Here is a 16,319-nt window from a genome sequence, read left to right as displayed (position 1 = left end):
TCAGGCCTCCTTTTTGCGGTTGAGCGCGACGAAGAGTTTTTCGAGGGGCATGCGCACCATGTTGTCGAGCGCGCCCGTGAACATGATCACCAGCGCCTGAATCACCACCACAAGCTCGCGCGGGATCGATTCCCAGAATGACAGCTCGGCGCCGCCCTGGTACAGGAACCCGAAAAGGATCGAGGCCAGAAGGATGCCGATCGGGTGATTGCGCCCCATCAGCGCCACGGCGATACCGATGAAACCGGCGCCTTCGACAGCGTTGTCGATCAGACGTTCGGCCTCGCCCATGACGTTGTTGATCGCCATAAGACCAGCCAGCGCGCCGGAGATCAGCATGGCGATGATGACGATACGCGCGGGCGCGATGCCGGCGTATTTCGCCGCGGTTTCCGACTGGCCATAGGCGCGGATCTCATAGCCGAGCCGGGTTTTCCAGATCAGAATCCAGAATGCGAAAGTGCAAAGCAGCGCCACGAAAAACGCCATGTTCGCCGGTGCGTTGGGCGAAAAATTGATGCCGATCGGGGCGAAGATCTCCGAGAAATTCGGCAGGTGCGCGCCTTCGGGAAAGCGTGCGCTTTCCGTGAGCATGGAGCCTTTGACCTTCAGGACCTTGGTCAGCAGGTAGCCCAGCAGCGCCGCGCCGATATAGTTGAACATGATCGTGGTGATCACGATATGGCTGCCGCGCTTGGCCTGAAGCCAAGCCGGGATAAAGGCCCAGCCGGCGCCAAACAGCGCGCCACCGATCATCGCCGCCGGCAGCGCCAGCGTCCAATGCGGCCACGGGATCGCGAGACAGACCAGCGTCACGCCCAAGCCCCCCAGCATCGCCTGACCTTCGCCGCCGATGTTGAACAGCCGCGCGTGATAGGCCACGGCCACGGCAAGCCCGGTGAAGATGAAATTGGTGGCGTAATAGAGCGTGTAGCTGATCCCGGAGGTCGAGCCGAACGCGCCCTGCACCATGGTCTTGATCGCCACCACCGGGTCCTTGCCGATGGCCCAGATCACCAGGCCGGAAAAGAAAAACGCCAGCAGGATGGAGATCAGCGGAATGAGGACGGCATCCGCCCATTTCGGCATCTTGTTCACTGTGCCTTCTCCCCATTGGTATTCGTATCGGTAATCCCGGCCATCATCAGGCCCAGTTCGCCCTCGTTGGTCTCGGCGGGCAGGCGTTCGCCCATGATCTGGCCGTCGAACATCACGACGATGCGGTCGGAGAGCGACAGGATCTCGTCGAGTTCCACGGAGACCAGGAGGATCGCCTTGCCCTCGTCTCTGAGCGCGACGATCTGTTGGTGGATGAACTCGATCGCCCCGATGTCGACGCCGCGGGTCGGCTGACCCACGAGCAGCAGGTCCGGGTTGCGTTCGATCTCACGCGCCAGCACGATTTTCTGCTGGTTGCCGCCGGAAAAGCTCTTCGCTTCGAGCTTCGGATTGGGCGGGCGGACATCGAATTTGTCCATGCTCGCCTGGGTCATCGCCTTGATGCCCGCATTGTCCATCAAAAGCGCGTTCTTTTGATATTCCGGGGCATGATGATAGCCGAACACCATGTTTTCCCAAGCCTGGAATTCGAGGATCAGCCCCTCGTCATGGCGGTCTTCCGGGACATGGGCGATGCCACGGGCGCGCCGGGTCTGGCCATTGGAATGTTTGCCGGAGAGATCGATCTCTTCGCCATTCATCCGCACCGTGCCGGTGCCGTTGACATAGCCGCCGAGCACCTCGAGCAGTTCGGTCTGACCATTGCCGGCAACGCCGCAAATGCCCAGGATCTCGCCTTCGCGCACCTCGAGGCTGATGCCCTTGAGCCGCTCGACGCCCTGTTCGTCGATCACCCGCAGGTTCTCGACCTCGACCACCGGTTTGCCCGGGGTGGCGGGTTTCTTGTCGACACGCAAAAGCACCTTGCGCCCGACCATCAGCTCCGCCAGTTGTTCGGGGGAGGTCTCATGGGTTTTCACCGTCGCGGTCATCTCGCCGCGTCGCATCACCGACACGGTATCGGTGATTTCCATGATCTCGCGCAGCTTGTGGGTGATCAGGATGATGGTCTTGCCCTGTTCCTTCAAGCCCTTGAGAATGCGAAACAAATGGTCCGCTTCCGCCGGCGTCAGCACGCCGGTGGGCTCATCGAGGATGAGGATGTCGGCCTGTCGATAGAGCGCCTTGAGAATCTCGACCCGCTGCTGGTGGCCCACGGAGAGATCTTCGATCAAGGCATCGGGATCGACAGACAATTCGTATTCGTCAGAGAGTTGCTTCAAAAGCTTTCGGGCTTTCGCGAGCGACGGCTTGAGCAATCCCCCGTCCTCGGCGCCGAGGATGACATTCTCGAGCACGGTGAAATTCTCCACCAGCTTGAAATGCTGGAACACCATACCGATGCCGGCGGAAATGGCCTCCTGACTGTCGGCGATATGGACCTCCTGACCATTGATCAGGATATGCCCCGCATCGGCCTTGTAAAAGCCGTAGAGGATCGACATCAGCGTGGATTTCCCCGCGCCGTTCTCACCGATGATGCCATGGATCGAGCCCTTGGCGACGGAGATGGAAATATCCTTGTTCGCCTGAACCGGGCCGAAAGCTTTGGAAATGCCCCGCAGTTCGATTGCCGGGGCGGCGGAAGCGGTGGGGGCGGCAGTTGCCTGCCGCCCCGTATCCGTCTGAACGCTCATGCGACGTCTGCCTCAGTAAGCCGGGCAGGATTCGTCGGACATGTAGTCATGCACCACGACCTCGCCGGAGATGATTTTCGCGGTGGCATCGTCCATCGCGGCCTTCATTTCCGGGGTGATCAGGGCGGCGTTATATTCGTCCATGGCGGCGCCGACGCCGTCATTGGCGAGACCCATGGCGAAGAAGCCGGTCTCGAGGTTCTCACCCTGCATGAAGGCGTCGTAGACGGCATTGTCCACGCGTTTGACCATGGAGGTCAGGACCGAGCCCGGCTGCAGGTAGTTCTGGTTGCTGTCCACACCGATGGAGAGGATGCCCTCGTCGGCTGCGGTCTGCAGCACGCCGAGACCGGTGCCGCCCGCCGCGGCGAAGACCACTTCGGAACCGTCAGCGATCTGGGCGCGGGTCAGCTCGCCGCCTTTCACCGGGTCGTTCCAGGCGGAGGGCGTGGTGCCGGTCATGTTGACGATGACCTTGCCTTCGGGTTTCACGGCCTTGAAGCCCTGGGCATAGCCACAGGCGAATTTCGAGATCAGCGGGATGTCCATGCCGCCGACGAAGGAGACCGTGTCGCCTTTTGCGGCGTAAGCGGCGGCGATACCGACGAGGTAGGAGCCTTCATGCTCGTTGAACACCACGGAGCGCACGTTCGGCGCATCCACGACCATGTCGATGATGGCGAATTTGGTATCCGGGAAATCCTTGGCGACGGTTTCAAGCGCGGTGGCAAAGGAGAAACCGGCCATCACGATCGGGTTGAAGCCGCTTTCGGCGAAACGACGCAGCGCCTGCTCACGCTGGGCATCGGACTGGAGCTCGACGTCGCGGTAGGAACCGCCGGTTTCCTTGGCCCAACGCTCGGCGCCGTTATAGGCGGCTTCGTTGAAGGATTTGTCGAATTTACCGCCAAGGTCGAAGATGATCGCCGGATCGGCCAGAGCGGCGCCGGAGGTCAGGGCAAGGGCGGCCGCTGCGCCGAGGAAAGTCGTCTTCAGGGTCATAATTGTCTCCCGTTTGGTACTGGTCTTGGGGTCGTCCCATATCCGCAGGGAAGCCAATCTTCCCTTCACGCCATGTCACAGACCCATGTGAGCGGAACATATGGTCCCGCCTTGGTCTGGATTAGGGCGCGTCCCTGTCGGAGGGTCAATACACATTTTACCAATTTTGACCATTTGGTCGCTCTTCGGCGCGGTTTGCGCCAAGCCAGCGTCCTATAACGTGGGGTCACGTATGTTTTATACGCTTTGTGAAGATCAGAGCGTCGATCTTTGATCTGTCCGGGCGAGTGTAATAGTGCTTCCGACGACCGGATTCGCTGTAGCCCTCTGCGCGATAAAGGGAAATTGCCACTGCGTTGTCTTCGGCGACCTCGAGAAAACTCTTGAGCGCGATGCGGCGATCCGCCTCTTTTTCATAGGCCCGCAACATGGCCCGACCAAAGCCGCGCCCGCGTGCCTCGGGCGCCACCGCCAGGGTCAGAAGCTCGCATTCATGCGGGACATAACGTCCCAATGCGAAAGAGGGGCCTTCCCCGGTGACGAGAAAGACCCCTTTCATGCTGAGCAGGCTGTCGAATTCCTGTGCCGACCATGGCCGCGGCGTTTCGAAACACGCGGCGTGGATCTCGGCCAGAAGTTGCGACGAGAGCGAGGGCATCCGTGTCCTTATATCTCTCAGGCGGCGACGGGGCGCACTTCGAGCACTTCCGGGATGTAGTGGCGCAGCAGGTTCTCGATGCCCATTTTCAGGGTCAGGGTCGAGGAGGGGCAGCCGGCGCAGGCGCCCTGCATATGCAGGTAGACGATGCCGCGATCGAAACCGTGGAAGGTGATGTCGCCACCGTCCTGGGCCACCGCCGGGCGCACCCGGGTGTCCAGAAGCTCCTTGATCTGCTGGATGATCTCGCTGTCGGGACCGTCATGATCGGCATGGCCGGAAGCGGGCGCCGCCGCCGTGCCTTCGAGCACCGGGTCGCCGGATTGGAAATGTTCCATGATCGCGCCCAAGATGGCGGGTTTGACATGGTCCCAATCGGTGTCGTCGTCCTTGGTCACGGTCACGAAATCCGCGCCGAAGAACACGCCGGCGACATTGCCCACCTTGTAGATGCGCGCGGCGAGCGGCGAGCCGGCGGCGGCCTCTGCCGTCGGAAAATCAGCGGTGCCGGTCTCCAGAACGGTCTGGCCGGGCAGGAATTTCAGGGTTGCCGGATTCGGCGTGGATTCGGTCTGAATGAACATGGCGCGTATTCCTTACTTCTCAGGTCGGATATGAGCGCTCGCGCGCAAAAAGTCAAGTTTTGGAACGGTTCTAAAGGGCGGGAGCCTCCCCGCTCAAAGGATCCGCTGTTCGAGATCTTCGGGCGCGACATTGGGCACATGCCAAAAGCTCACCGCCTCGGGCCCGATCTGGGCCAGCACGCGGGCCAGATCGCGATGGTTGCAGTGGCGCCAGAGCGCATAACCCGTCGCCTCGATCACGTTCAAAGGCGTGATATTATGGTGTTTGCGGACCGCCTGCACCTCGCGGATCATTTCCGAACGCGTGCCAAAGGGCAGGGGGACGGCATCGACGCGCCAGTTGTAGACCAGCATGGCGCGGAGCGTCGAGGGGATCGCATCGCCAAAGGCGATCACCTGTGGCGGGGTCAGGCGACGGCGGAACACCTGCAACACACCGTCCACCGCGGTGTAGGTCATGTTGTCGCTCTCGATCGCGTGGCCCATCCGGTCCTTTGCATCCTTCAGGAAAGAGGCGAACTCCTTCTTCGAGTGGCGATAGGTCCAGGGCATCGGCATCAGGTGATCGACTCCAGACGTTCCTTGGACATTTCACCGGGCACCAGTGTCATCGGGATCGGCAGGAAACCGGCCTGTTTCGTCATCGCCGAGACCAGCGGGCCGGGGCCGGATTTCTCTGTGCCGGCGCCGAGGACCAGCACGCCGATATGCGGGTCTTCCTGGACCTGGGCGAGGATCTCATGCACCGCTTCGCCTTCGCGGATGACCAGTTCGGGGTCGATGCCCTGGCGGTCGCGCATCCATTTGGCGAAGACCTCGTAATGCGCCACGATCCGTTCCCGGGTCTCTTCGCGCATGATGTCGGCGACGCCGATCCAGTGGTTGAACTCTTCCGGCGGGATGATCGACAGGATGGTGACCCCGCCGCCGGTGCTGGCCGCGCGCATGGCGGCAAAACGCATGGCGTTGAGACATTCGCGGCTGTCATCGAGGATGACGAGAAACTTGCGCATAGGGGCCTCTTAGCAGCGCATCTCTCCGGGGGATGCGGATCAAGCATGACCGAGCCGGGCGCCCGACGCAACCGTGGAGGCACCTTTGCCGACAGAACCGGGCGACGGAGCTGTCGCCATGAGAAACCCCCGGCTCGTGCAAAGCCGGGGGTCTGATCGGATCTGATCCGTCGGGGATAACGATCAGACTGCAGAGCCGGGCGTGTAAGGGCACGCCGATCAGCAGGGGACCGAGCTGATTCTGAGGTCTGCGCAAATTGGATAGGCGAGAAATGAAACCCTAATGTGACATTCTGAGCGCAGGGTCCGGTGCCGTCTCGCCGCTAACCTGATCGTGATTTGAATATGAGCCGCCATCCCGGTTTCTTGCGGTCAATGGCGCCTGTCGCATCTCGGCAGGCATATTCCAATGACCGCACAGGACACTCCCATGATGGAACTGAAAAGACGTCGTTTTCTGGCGCTGAGCCTGGCCGCCCCCTTTCTCGGGCAGGCCGCAAGCGCGCAGGAGATCGGGCTGACCCTGCCCGAAGAGCTGCAGGGCGAGAAAATTGCCCGGAACAATATCTCGAGCTTCCGCCGGATCGACTGGCGGGATCATTTCGATGCGCTGGGCCAGGGTCGGATCGTCGCCGATACGGTCAGCCGGGCGCTGCATTACTGGGATGCGGATGGCGGCTACAAGCTCTACCCGACCTCGGTGCCGATCTCGGACGAGCTGACCCGGCGCGGTTACACGGAAGTGATCAAGAAGGTGAAGAACCCGACCTGGACGCCGACGCCTTCGATGCGTGAACGCGACCCGAGCCTGCCGGTCACTGTGCCGGCCGGGCCGGAAAACCCGCTCGGCGTGCGCGCGCTGTATCTCTCCTGGCAGTATTACCGCATCCACGGCACCCATGACACGCGCAAGATCGGGCGGCGGTCGTCCGATGGCTGTATCGGCCTCTACAATGAGCAGATCGTCGATCTCTATGATCGGGTGGCCGTCGGCACGCAGGTCAAGCTGATCTGAACCGCATCTCAATTACGCAAAGCTCAGGCCTGGCAGGTGTTGCCGGGCCTTTTTGCTGTGTTGTGAAGGCAGATCTTCGGTCTAGGCGATCGGCAGATTGTGCAGCTTCAGGAAAGAGAGCTTGTCCCAGTAGCCGCGCTGAAACGCGATCTTGCCGTCCCGAATGGTGAAGAAACCGCAGCCGCGCAAGCCGTTCGGATCGCGCCACTCGAGCGCCACGACCTCGCCGGCGTCGTGAATGGCCTCGACGATACAGGTCATGTCTGCCGCGGCAAATTCTTTGGCGAACATCGCATGAATATTGGCGCGCCCGATGACCGGCTCGTTTGCGACTTGATGGTTGACCGCGTCGTCGTGATACAGCGCCGCCAAGGCATCCGCATCGCCACGGTTGAAAGCCTCGACCCAGGCGGAGACCAGATCTGTCGGGTGCATGCATACTCTCCTGCTGTCACGGGCCGACTGTCACAGGCCTGCTGTCATGAGCTGGCCGTCATCATGGGAACCAGAGGGGGCGTCGGCCGCCCCCTCCCTGCGTCTCAGCGGACGAAGACCATGTCGCCCCAGAGGGGGCGCGGGCATCTCGGGCGCGTTAGCGCACGAACCCCATGATATCGAAGGTTTTTGCCAGGATCGGTTGCGCGATCTCGTTGGCCTTCTCGGCGCCTTTTGCCATGATCCGGTCGATCTCCGCCGGGTCAGCCATCAGGCGTTTCATCTCGGTGGAGATCGGCGCGAGCTTGTCGACCGCCAGATCCGCCAGCGCCGGCTTGAATTTGCCCCAGCCTTCGCCACCGAATTCGGACAGCACAGCCTCCCCGGTCGTATCCGCCAGAGCGGCGTAGATATTGACGAGGTTGCGGGCTTCCGGGCGTTCGCTGAGACCGTCCATGGTCTCCGGCAGGACATCCGGGTCGGTGCGCGATTTCTTGAACTTCTTGGAGATCGTGTCGGCATCATCGGTCATGTTGATGCGTTCCATGTCGCTTTCACCCGACTTGGACATTTTCTTGGTGCCATCGCGCAGGTTCATCACCCGCATCGCAGGGCCCTCGATCACCGGCACGGTTTCCGGGAAGAAATCGACCTTGTAATCGTGGTTGAACTTGTTGGCGATGTCGCGGGTCAGCTCGACATGCTGTTTCTGATCCTCGCCCACGGGCACATGGGTGGCATGATACAGGAGAATGTCGGCGGCCATCAGGGACGGGTAGGCGTAAAGACCGAGAGAGACGTTCTCGGCATTCTTGCCGGCCTTGTCCTTGAACTGAGTCATCCGGTTCATCCAACCGACTCGGGCGACACAGTTGAACAGCCAGCCGAGTTCCGCATGGGCCGAAACGCGGGATTGGTTGAACAGGATCGACTTGTCGGGATCAATGCCCGCAGCAAGGTAACCGGCGGCGACTTCGCGGGTCGCGTGGCGCAGGTCCTCGGGGCTTTGCCAGACGGTGATCGCGTGCATATCCACCACGCAATAGATGGTTTCGAACTCACCGCCCTGCATTCCCACGAAGCGTTTGATCGCGCCGAGGTAATTGCCGAGGGTGAGCCCGCCCGAAGGCTTGATCCCCGAGAAGACGCGGGGGGTAAAGGCAGGCTTGTCCATCTGGAACTCCGTCACTGGATTATTAGGTGATGGTGGCTTACCTAGACGGGGCGGAAGCGTCAAGGAAACGCCCCGCGAAGGAGTAGAAAGGCCCGATAATGTCCGACGAACATCACGATTTCCGTCCTCAGTCGCCGTTTAATGCGCTGCCCCCCATGGTGATTGCCATTGCGCTGGTCCTTGGCGGGATCGAGATCCTGTTCCAATTGGGGACGCTCGGGCTGATCGGCGGACAACAGGCGGTGGGCTGGCGCATCGCGGCGATGGAGGATTACGGCTTCTTCGATACGGTGTTCGAGGCGATGCGGGCACAGGGCGTCTGGCCTCTGGAGCATGTGAGGCGCTTCTTCACCTATGCGTTCGTGCATTATTCGATCACCCATGCGCTGATGGTGATCGTGTTTATCCTGGCGCTGGGCAAGATGGTGGGCGAGACCTTCGGCAATTTTGCCGTGCTGGTGATCTTCATCCTCTCGACGCTCGCCGGCTCGTTGGCCTATGGGCTCATTCTCACTACCAATGTGCAGCTCCTGGGCGCCTACCCGGCGGCCTATGGCTTCATTGGCGCCTATACGTTCATCCTCTGGCTGGGTCTGGGCGCGATGCAGGAAAACCAGCTGCGGGCCTTTACCCTCATCGGCTTTCTGATGGGGTTGCAACTGGTCTTCGGCCTGCTGTTCGGCGGCTCGCCCGACTGGGTCGCCGATCTAGCAGGCTTTGCCATGGGCTTTGTCACCGCTGCGCTGATGGTGCCCGGTGCGATCGGACGCATTCGGGCGCGGTTGCAGCGGCGGTAAAGCCCTCAGCCGCCGCGCCGCACAGCCCCTTTCAGCTCGACCAGACGCACGGCGCCGAGCAGTTGCGCAAAGCTGAAATAGCCGGCGATGCCGATGGCCACGAGCATCAGCGTGCCGAGGCCCCGCGACAGATCGAATACCGGCGACAACAGGATCTCGCTGCCCCAGAGCAGCGCTCCCATCATAAGCGAGGCGGCGAGAATGCGTGGCGCGCGGCGGGTGAGACGGGCATCGGCATGGACCGCGTCGCCCATGCCGCTCTTGCCGAACCACAGAAGCGCGACCATGCCCCAGGCGGCGAGCGAGGTTGCCACGGCGGCGGCGAGATAGCCGATCACGAAAGACAGGCCAATGGCCACCACGGCATTGATCACCATGGCATAGAGCGCGAAGCGGAAGGGCGTGCGGGTGTCCTCACGGGCGAAATACAGCGGTTGCAGCACTTTCTGCATGACGAAAGCCGGCAGACCGAGACCGTAGATCGCCACGGCGGTGGCCGTCTTCCGGGCATCTTCCGGGGTAAAGGCGCCGCGCTGGAACAGGAAGGAAATCAGCGGTTCGGGAATGACAATGAGCGCCACGGCGGCAGGCACGGTCAGGAGCAGCGCGAATTCAAACGCCCGGTTATAGGCGTCGCGCGCGCCCTGGCCGTCATCGGCCTGAAGCCGGCGCGACAGGTCGGGCAGAAGCACGATGCCGATGGCAATGGCGACCACGCCCAGCGGCAGTTGATAGAGCCGGTCGGCGAGGTTCAGATATTGCAGCGCGCCGTCCTGGCTGAACGAGGCCACCTGGCGCCCGATCAGAAGGTTGATCTGTACCACGCCACCGGCGAGCGCCGCGGGACCGGCCAGCACCAGAAGGTGTTTCAGATCCGGTGTCAGCCGTGGCAGGCGCGGGCGCAGGGCAAAGCCCGCCTTGGCCGCCGCCCGCCAGACCACCGCAAGCTGGGCGATGCCGGCCACGGGCACGGCCCAGATCAGCGCGCGATCCACCGGCAGGCCGAGCTTGGCCGCACCGACCATGGCCAGAGAGAGAATGATATTCAAAAGCACTGGGGCGGCGGCCGCGGCGGCAAACCGCCCGGTGGCGTTCAACACGCCGGAGAACAGCGCGCCCAGCGAGATGAACAGCACATAGGGAAAGGCGATGCGACCGAAATCGACCGCCATGTCGAACCGTCCGTCGCCGATGAAGCCGGCGGCCATGGCCGAGACCAGCACCGGCATGAAGAGTGTCGCCAGAAGCGTCAGCGCAAAGAGCAGGGCGGCCAGCACCGACAAGGTGTCCTCGGCAAAGCGTTTGGCATCGCCCTCGGCCTCGAGCTTTTTCGAAAACAGCGGCACGAAGGCGACATTGAGCGTGCCCTCGGCAAAGAAACGCCGGAACATATTGGGCAGCGAGAAGGCGACGACAAAGGCTTCCGCCGCCGGGCCCGCGCCCAGGTAAGCGGCGATCAGCGCGTCGCGGACAAAGCCCAGAACCCGGCTCATCAGGGTCCAGCCCCCGACGGTGACGAAGCCCTTGATCAGGCGCGGGGGCTTCATCCCTCGTGGGCCCGTTTGGCGCCGGTGACGATGGCGTCGCGCAGCTTTTTCTCAAGCCCCTTGCGTTTCGAGAGCGCGTGCAGCTTCATCCCGAACATATCCTTCACATAGAAGACATCGACCACCTGCGCGCCATAGGTGGCGATCTGGGCGGTGACGATGGAAATATGGTTTTCGGCCAGAACCCGGGTGAGATCGTAGAGAAGCCCGGGCCGGTCGCGCGTGTCCACCTCGATGATGGTGAAAATCTCCGAACCTTCGTTGTCGAAGATGATCGAGGTCGGCACGTTGAACTTGCTCTCGCGCTTCTTGATCTTGTCGCGGGACTTGAGCGCCTCTCGGGCCATGACCTCGCCGCGCAGGATCTTGTCGATCATCTGGCGCAGACGCGGCAGGCGGGCGCTCTCATAGGGATTGCCGTCATTGTCCTGAATCCAGAACACCGCCGTGGCATAGCCATCCTTGGTGGTATAGGTGCGGGCATCGACGACATTGGCGCCGACCAAGGCCAGGGCACCGGCCAGCCGGGCAAAAATCCCGTGATGGTCGGTGAGCGCGAAACAGGCGCGTGTGGCATCGCGATCGGCATCGAGGTGCAGGTCGATCTTGATCTCGTCGTTCTTGATGTCTTTCAGAAGCTGGGCAAAAATCTCATGCGCGGCAAAGGGCAGCCCCTGCCAATAGGTGCCGTAGTGGCGCTGAAGCTCGACACGGCGCTCCGCCGGTTCCCAATCCGCAAGCCGGCTTCTGAGCTCTCTCTTGGCCTCGCCTTCGCGCGCGTCGCGGTTGATCTCCTCGAGCCCGTGTTCGAGTGCATAGGCGGTCTGGGAATGCAGATTGCGCAGCAACACCGCTTTCCAGTTGTTCCAGACATCGGGGCCGACCCCGCGGATGTCGCAGACCGTCAGCACGGTCAGGAGATCGAGCCTCTCGCGGGTCTTCACCGCTTTCGCGAAATCGCGCACCGTGCGCGGGTCGGAGATGTCGCGTTTCTGGGCGATATCCGACATCAGCAGGTGATAGCGCACCAGCCATTCCACCGTCTCGCATTCCGCCGGTTTGAGGCCGAGCCTTGGTGCCACCTTGCGCGCGATCTGGGCCCCGATCACCGAGTGATCCTCGTCGCGCCCCTTGCCGATATCGTGAAGCAGCATCGCGACATAGAGCACGCGGCGGTTCACCCCGCGCTCGAGAATGCTTTTCGACAGCGGCAGATCCTCGTTCAGCTCGCCGCGCTCGATCTGCGCCAGGTTCGAGATCACCTGGATCGTGTGTTCGTCCACGGTGTAGCTGTGATACATGTTGAATTGCATCATCGCCACGATGTGCTGGAATTCCGGGATGAAAGCGCCCAGCACGCCCAGCTCGTTCATCCGCCTGAGCGCGCGTTCCGGGTTGCCGTGTTTGAGCAGAAGATCGAGGAAGATCCGCTGCGCTTCCGGCGTGTTGCGCATGTCATTGTCGATCAGGTCGAGATTGGCCGAGATCAGCCGCATCACATCCGGGTGCAACAGATAGCCGGTGCGCAGCGCCTCTTCGAACACGCGCAGGAGATTGAGCTTGTCGGCGAGGAAGGCTTTGCGATCGTGCACATTCATCCGGTTGTGCACCAGCTCGTAATCGGTGCCGATCTTGCGCCGGCGCTTGAGCAGACGCTGCAGCCGCGGTTCCTGCTTCACGTGCTGGGCCTCGAGCGAGGTCAGGAAGATCCGGGTCAGCTCGCCGACGCGGGTGGCGTGACGGAAGAAATCCTGCATGAAATGCTCGACCGCGCGACGACCGCTGTGATCGATATAGCCGAGCTTTTCGGCCACCTCGACCTGCATGTCGAAGGTGAGCTGGTCCATCGGGCGATGCGCGATCAGATGCAGCGCGTTGCGCGCGGCGTGCAAAAACGTCTCGGCTTCCTCGAACTGGCGATATTCATCGGCGGTGAAAACCCCGGCTTTCACCAGATCGCGGGTGTCGCGCACCCCGTGGACGTATTTGGCGATCCAGAACAGCGTGTGCAGGTCTCTGAGCCCGCCTTTGCCTTCCTTGATATTGGGCTCAACGACATAGCGCTGACCGCCCTGTTTGCGGTGTCGCTCGGCGCGTTCCTCGAGCTTGGCTTCGATAAAGTCGCGGGCGGTGTTGTTGAACAATTCGTCGCGCAGCCGCATGTGCAATTCCGTCGCCAGCGGCCGGTTGCCGGCCAGGAACCTGAGCTCCAGCATCGCGGTGCGGATGGTGTAATCCTCTTTGCCCAGGCGGATACAGTCTCGGATCGTGCGGGTGGAATGGCCGACCTTCAGATGCAGGTCCCAGAACATGTAGAGCATGCTCTCCACCACGCTCTCGATCCAGCCGGTAATCTTGTGCGGTGCGAGGAACAACAGATCGACATCGGAATGGGGCGACATCTCGCCCCGGCCATAGCCGCCGACGGCCAGAACCGCGATCCGCTCGCCCGTCGACGGGTTCGGGTTGGGATGCAGTCGGATCATCGCCGCATAGAGCACCGTTGTCACAAGACAATCCGTCAGCCAAGCATAGGCCCTGAGCGCCGGGCGGGCATTGCGCGGCGCTTCTGCCATGGCGGCGGCAATCGCCTCGCGCCCGTGCTGTTGCACCGCGTTGAGCACGCTCACCGTGGCTTTGCGCAAGGACGCGGCGTCTCCGGCCTCGGCCCAGGCGGCGTTGAGCCTGGCCTCAACCGAAGGAATGTCGAAAATCGCGCTTTCCGCGCAGATCAGCGTGCCCGGGGGCGAGGGGAGAAATGTGGCGAGTGCCGGATATTCAGTATCCGGCACCGGCGAAGGCTCTTGGGGCAGGGTCAATCTCGATTACCTGATTGTTCTGGATGGTTGCGACGGAGAGGCCGCGTTGGTTGGTGCCGTCCGCGCGCAGGCGGAAGATCCCGTTCACACCGACAAAGCCGGAGCCGCGGGTCAGACCCTGGGCGGTGAGCGCATTTTGATCGCCGGCGGCGACCAGCGCCCCGATGGCGGCGATCCCGTCATAGGCGAGCCCGGCCAGCGCATGCGGCGGCTGCCCGTATTGGGCGCTGTAATGGTTGGAGAAATTGGCGGTGAGCTGTTGGTCGGGAATGGCGAACCAGCTGTCTTGCAACCCCGGCAGGGACAGCGCCGAAGCGGGCACGTTCCAGCGTTGCAACCCGATGAACTGCGGGTCGGGCGACTTGATTCCGTTCTCAGGCAGCATCTGCGCCAGAAGCGGCATGGCGCCATCATTGCCGGAGGTGAAGAAGATCGCATCGGCCGAGGTGTTGCGCGCAGCGCTGGCGATCGGGCGAACGGCCTGTACCACGCCTTGCTGGCTCAGCTCGAAGCTTTGTTCGGCCACCAATGTTGCGCCCTGACGGGCCACGGCATTCTTGATCGCGGCGGCGCCGGCGTTTTCCGCCGCGCTGTCGCCATTGACCAGCATGATCCGAGGCTTGCCATGGGATTTGGCGTAGCTCACCAGACGGTTGGCGGTATTGTCGAAGGTCGGCCCGAGGATAAAGACATTGCCGCCCGCGACATCCGGGTTGTTGGAAAACGACAGCACGTTGATGCCGGCATTGGCCGCCGGAATGCCGGCGAGCTTGGCGGAGCCGCCGTAGACCGGGCCGAGGATGATCTTGGAGCCGTCCGCGACCGCCTGGCTCGCCGCCGCAGAGGCGCGTTCGGCCTGGCCCCCGGTCGGGTAGACCCGCAGGTCGATATTGACGCCCTGGAGATCGGCCATGGCCAGGCGCGCCGCGTTTTCCAGAGACTGGGCCAGTGCCAGATCGCCGGGTTCCGCCGATTCGTAGGGGACCAAGAGCGCCACCGGCACCGGCTTGTCGGTGTTGATCACCGGACCGCCGTTCACCGGGAAGGCCCCGGGTTCACAGGCGGCAAGGGCCAGAACAGACAGGCCCAGGGCCAGCTTGGCAGTGGATTTTTTGAGCGACTTGCGGGCGGCGCGCAGAACGGCGAACATAGGGAAACCTCACTCCTGACGGCAAACTCGAGACACGGGGGTCACAGGATTTCGTGGGCAGACTATGCGACACGTATCCAAGAGTAAACGCCGCAAAGATCAGAGATGACATTGATATATCAGACCAAGCCGCTTTCCGCCGGACTTCACTTTCTGGCCACGCCGATCGGCAATGCCCGCGATATCACGCTCAGGGCGCTGGATATTCTTGCCTCCGCCGATGTTCTGGCCGCCGAGGATACGCGCTCGCTGCGCAAGCTGATGGAAATCCATGGCGTGCCGCTCAATGGTCGCCATGTCATTGCCTATCACGATCACAATGGTGCGCAGGTGCGGCCAAGGCTCATCGCCCTGATGCAGGAGGGTAAATCGGTTGCCTATGCCTCCGAAGCCGGCACGCCTCTGGTAGCCGATCCCGGGTTCGTGCTGTGCCGCGAGGCTCTGGAACAGGGCATTCCGGTGACCTCGGCGCCGGGACCCTCGGCAATGATCGCGGCCCTGACGATTTCAGGCCTGCCATCGGATCGGTTTCTCTTTGCCGGGTTCCCGCCCAGCTCGCGCGGGGCGCGGCTGAAGTTTTTCAGTACATTCGCGCCTGTGCCGGCGACGCTCGGCTTCTATGAGAGCCCGAAACGTATTCATCGCACGCTCGAAGAGCTTTGCGACACGTTGGGCGAAAATCGCCCCGCCGCCATGTGTCGCGAGTTGACCAAACGGTTTGAAGAGGTGCGCAAGGGGACGCTCAGGGAGCTGGAAGAAAGCCTGCGCGATGCGCCGGTCAAGGGCGAGATCGTCCTACTGGTCGGCCGCGCCGAACAGGGGGAGGTCTCCGAGGCCGATCTCGATACGGATCTGGCCGAGGCGCTGGGCGCCATGTCCTTGAAGGATGCCGCCGTCGAGGTGGCGCTGAAACACGGGTTGAAGAAACGCGATGTCTATCAGCGCGCGCTGGCGCTTGCGGAAGAATTGAAAGCCGAGGGGGCGGAAGGTGACGGATGATCCCGCGCCTCATCGCCGTCAACGCGGCCAGCTGGCCGATGCTTTCGGGCGTATGGCGGAAGAGAGCGTGGCGCGCGACTATCAGGCGCGCGGTTTCACCCTGTTGGAGCAGCGCTGGCGCGGCGCCGGTGGCGAGATCGATCTGATCTTCGAGAAAGACGGCGAGCTGGTGTTTGTCGAGGTGAAAGCCTCGAAAACCCACGCCCGGGCGGCGCTGCTCCTCGGGCCGAAACAGATCGCCCGGCTCTCGGCCTCGGCCGAGGATTACATCGGGCACCTGCCGCGTGGGCTTTTGACGCCGATGCGGATCGATGTCGCGCTGGTCGATGGCGCGGGGCAGGTGGAAATCCTTGAGAACGCCCTGATGTAGAGGCGCCAGAGCCGACTTCATCCATCCGCGCACAAGACATTGCCATTGAACGGGCGGGGC

Annotated in this window: 16 protein-coding genes; 4 read left to right on the top strand and 12 right to left on the bottom strand. The window is 62.4% G+C overall.

Annotated elements, in window-relative coordinates; genetic code table 11:
• From BM151_RS09075 to BM151_RS09045, 7 genes are all read right to left on the bottom strand, one after another.
• Positions 1-1,098, bottom strand: coding sequence for an ABC transporter permease (locus tag BM151_RS09075; protein WP_090060222.1), 1,098 nt, complete (start codon positions 1,096-1,098; stop codon positions 1-3).
• A complete protein-coding gene (locus BM151_RS09070; RefSeq protein WP_090060221.1) occupies positions 1,095-2,696 on the bottom strand; it encodes an ABC transporter ATP-binding protein in 1,602 nt (533 codons plus the stop codon). Before BM151_RS09070 ends, BM151_RS09075 begins: the two co-directional genes overlap by 4 nt.
• Before the next feature lie 12 nt (positions 2,697-2,708).
• On the bottom strand, positions 2,709-3,698 hold the full coding sequence (locus tag BM151_RS09065; protein WP_090060219.1) for a BMP family lipoprotein: 990 nt from the start codon (positions 3,696-3,698) through the stop codon (positions 2,709-2,711).
• Positions 3,699-3,924: 226 nt separating this feature from the next.
• Positions 3,925-4,356, bottom strand: a complete 432-nt coding sequence (locus BM151_RS09060; protein ID WP_090060218.1) for a GNAT family N-acetyltransferase — start codon at positions 4,354-4,356, stop codon at positions 3,925-3,927.
• Positions 4,357-4,373: 17 nt separating this feature from the next.
• Positions 4,374-4,940: a NifU family protein gene (locus tag BM151_RS09055; RefSeq protein ID WP_090060216.1), complete on the bottom strand. Its 567-nt coding sequence runs from the start codon at positions 4,938-4,940 to the stop codon at positions 4,374-4,376.
• A gap of 93 nt (positions 4,941-5,033) precedes the next feature.
• A complete protein-coding gene (locus BM151_RS09050; RefSeq protein ID WP_090060215.1) occupies positions 5,034-5,498 on the bottom strand; it encodes a DUF2267 domain-containing protein in 465 nt (154 codons plus the stop codon).
• Positions 5,498-5,953, bottom strand: coding sequence for a universal stress protein (locus BM151_RS09045; RefSeq protein WP_090060214.1), 456 nt, complete (start codon positions 5,951-5,953; stop codon positions 5,498-5,500). The genes BM151_RS09050 and BM151_RS09045 overlap by 1 nt, the downstream gene beginning before the upstream one ends.
• A gap of 430 nt (positions 5,954-6,383) precedes the next feature.
• Between BM151_RS09045 and BM151_RS09040 the strand changes: the two genes are divergently transcribed.
• Positions 6,384-6,968, top strand: coding sequence for a L,D-transpeptidase (locus tag BM151_RS09040; protein ID WP_090060212.1), 585 nt, complete (start codon positions 6,384-6,386; stop codon positions 6,966-6,968).
• A gap of 81 nt (positions 6,969-7,049) precedes the next feature.
• Here the strand turns inward: BM151_RS09040 and BM151_RS09035 are convergent, their stop codons facing one another.
• Together BM151_RS09035 and trpS are read right to left on the bottom strand one after the other, a co-directional pair.
• The gene (locus BM151_RS09035; protein WP_090060210.1) at positions 7,050-7,403 is read right to left on the bottom strand and encodes a nuclear transport factor 2 family protein; all 354 of its coding nucleotides are present in this window, start codon (positions 7,401-7,403) and stop codon (positions 7,050-7,052) included.
• Between the two features lie 157 nt (positions 7,404-7,560).
• Positions 7,561-8,577 carry a tryptophan--tRNA ligase gene (gene trpS, locus BM151_RS09030; protein ID WP_090060209.1) on the bottom strand — a complete coding sequence of 339 codons (1,017 nt, stop codon included), beginning with the start codon at positions 8,575-8,577 and terminating at the stop codon, positions 7,561-7,563.
• Between the two features lie 98 nt (positions 8,578-8,675).
• Between trpS and BM151_RS09025 the strand changes: the two genes are divergently transcribed.
• Entirely contained in the window at positions 8,676-9,374 is a 699-nt protein-coding gene (locus tag BM151_RS09025) for a rhomboid family intramembrane serine protease (RefSeq protein WP_090060207.1), read from the top strand.
• Positions 9,375-9,379: 5 nt separating this feature from the next.
• Here BM151_RS09025 and murJ read toward each other — a convergent pair whose 3' ends face one another.
• Genes murJ through BM151_RS09010 form a run of 3 tightly spaced genes read right to left on the bottom strand, consistent with a single transcriptional unit; the run spans position 9,380 to position 14,890 of the window.
• Complete coding sequence (murJ, locus tag BM151_RS09020; protein WP_090060206.1) at positions 9,380-10,921, bottom strand: murein biosynthesis integral membrane protein MurJ; 1,542 nt, start codon at positions 10,919-10,921, stop codon at positions 9,380-9,382.
• Positions 10,918-13,713, bottom strand: coding sequence for a [protein-PII] uridylyltransferase (locus tag BM151_RS09015; RefSeq protein ID WP_245781159.1), 2,796 nt, complete (start codon positions 13,711-13,713; stop codon positions 10,918-10,920). The genes murJ and BM151_RS09015 overlap by 4 nt, the downstream gene beginning before the upstream one ends.
• A complete protein-coding gene (locus tag BM151_RS09010) occupies positions 13,700-14,890 on the bottom strand; it encodes a penicillin-binding protein activator (protein ID WP_090060203.1) in 1,191 nt (396 codons plus the stop codon). The genes BM151_RS09015 and BM151_RS09010 overlap by 14 nt, the downstream gene beginning before the upstream one ends.
• Positions 14,891-14,995: 105 nt before the next feature.
• Here BM151_RS09010 and rsmI point away from each other — a divergent pair, with 105 nt between their 5' ends.
• Together rsmI and BM151_RS09000 are read left to right on the top strand one after the other, a co-directional pair.
• Positions 14,996-15,889 (top strand): 16S rRNA (cytidine(1402)-2'-O)-methyltransferase, encoded by an 894-nt coding sequence (gene rsmI, locus BM151_RS09005; protein WP_090060201.1) that lies wholly within the window; start codon positions 14,996-14,998, stop codon positions 15,887-15,889.
• Positions 15,879-16,259: a YraN family protein gene (locus BM151_RS09000; RefSeq protein WP_342714560.1), complete on the top strand. Its 381-nt coding sequence runs from the start codon at positions 15,879-15,881 to the stop codon at positions 16,257-16,259. The genes rsmI and BM151_RS09000 overlap by 11 nt, the downstream gene beginning before the upstream one ends.
• The last annotated feature ends 60 nt before the right edge of the window (positions 16,260-16,319 follow it).

Source organism: Celeribacter neptunius (genome assembly GCF_900113955.1).
Lineage (GTDB): Bacteria > Pseudomonadota > Alphaproteobacteria > Rhodobacterales > Rhodobacteraceae > Celeribacter > Celeribacter neptunius.
Note: the sequence above shows the minus strand (reverse complement) of the source record. Positions and strands in the feature narration are given on the sequence as shown.

What these genes read in the sequence shown, in the direction of transcription:
- BM151_RS09070 (WP_090060221.1), bottom strand. Translation starts at nt 2,696, where the DNA reads ATGAGCGTTCAGACGGATACGGGGCGGCAGGCAACTGCCGCCCCCACC.
- BM151_RS09065 (WP_090060219.1), bottom strand. Translation starts at nt 3,698, where the DNA reads ATGACCCTGAAGACGACTTTCCTCGGCGCAGCGGCCGCCCTTGCCCTG.
- BM151_RS09060 (WP_090060218.1), bottom strand. Translation starts at nt 4,356, where the DNA reads ATGCCCTCGCTCTCGTCGCAACTTCTGGCCGAGATCCACGCCGCGTGT.
- BM151_RS09055 (WP_090060216.1), bottom strand. Translation starts at nt 4,940, where the DNA reads ATGTTCATTCAGACCGAATCCACGCCGAATCCGGCAACCCTGAAATTC.
- BM151_RS09050 (WP_090060215.1), bottom strand. Translation starts at nt 5,498, where the DNA reads ATGCCGATGCCCTGGACCTATCGCCACTCGAAGAAGGAGTTCGCCTCT.
- BM151_RS09045 (WP_090060214.1), bottom strand. Translation starts at nt 5,953, where the DNA reads ATGCGCAAGTTTCTCGTCATCCTCGATGACAGCCGCGAATGTCTCAAC.
- BM151_RS09040 (WP_090060212.1), top strand. Translation starts at nt 6,384, where the DNA reads ATGATGGAACTGAAAAGACGTCGTTTTCTGGCGCTGAGCCTGGCCGCC.
- BM151_RS09035 (WP_090060210.1), bottom strand. Translation starts at nt 7,403, where the DNA reads ATGCACCCGACAGATCTGGTCTCCGCCTGGGTCGAGGCTTTCAACCGT.
- trpS (WP_090060209.1), bottom strand. Translation starts at nt 8,577, where the DNA reads ATGGACAAGCCTGCCTTTACCCCCCGCGTCTTCTCGGGGATCAAGCCT.
- BM151_RS09025 (WP_090060207.1), top strand. Translation starts at nt 8,676, where the DNA reads ATGTCCGACGAACATCACGATTTCCGTCCTCAGTCGCCGTTTAATGCG.
- murJ (WP_090060206.1), bottom strand. Translation starts at nt 10,921, where the DNA reads ATGAAGCCCCCGCGCCTGATCAAGGGCTTCGTCACCGTCGGGGGCTGG.
- BM151_RS09010 (WP_090060203.1), bottom strand. Translation starts at nt 14,890, where the DNA reads ATGTTCGCCGTTCTGCGCGCCGCCCGCAAGTCGCTCAAAAAATCCACT.
- rsmI (WP_090060201.1), top strand. Translation starts at nt 14,996, where the DNA reads ATGACATTGATATATCAGACCAAGCCGCTTTCCGCCGGACTTCACTTT.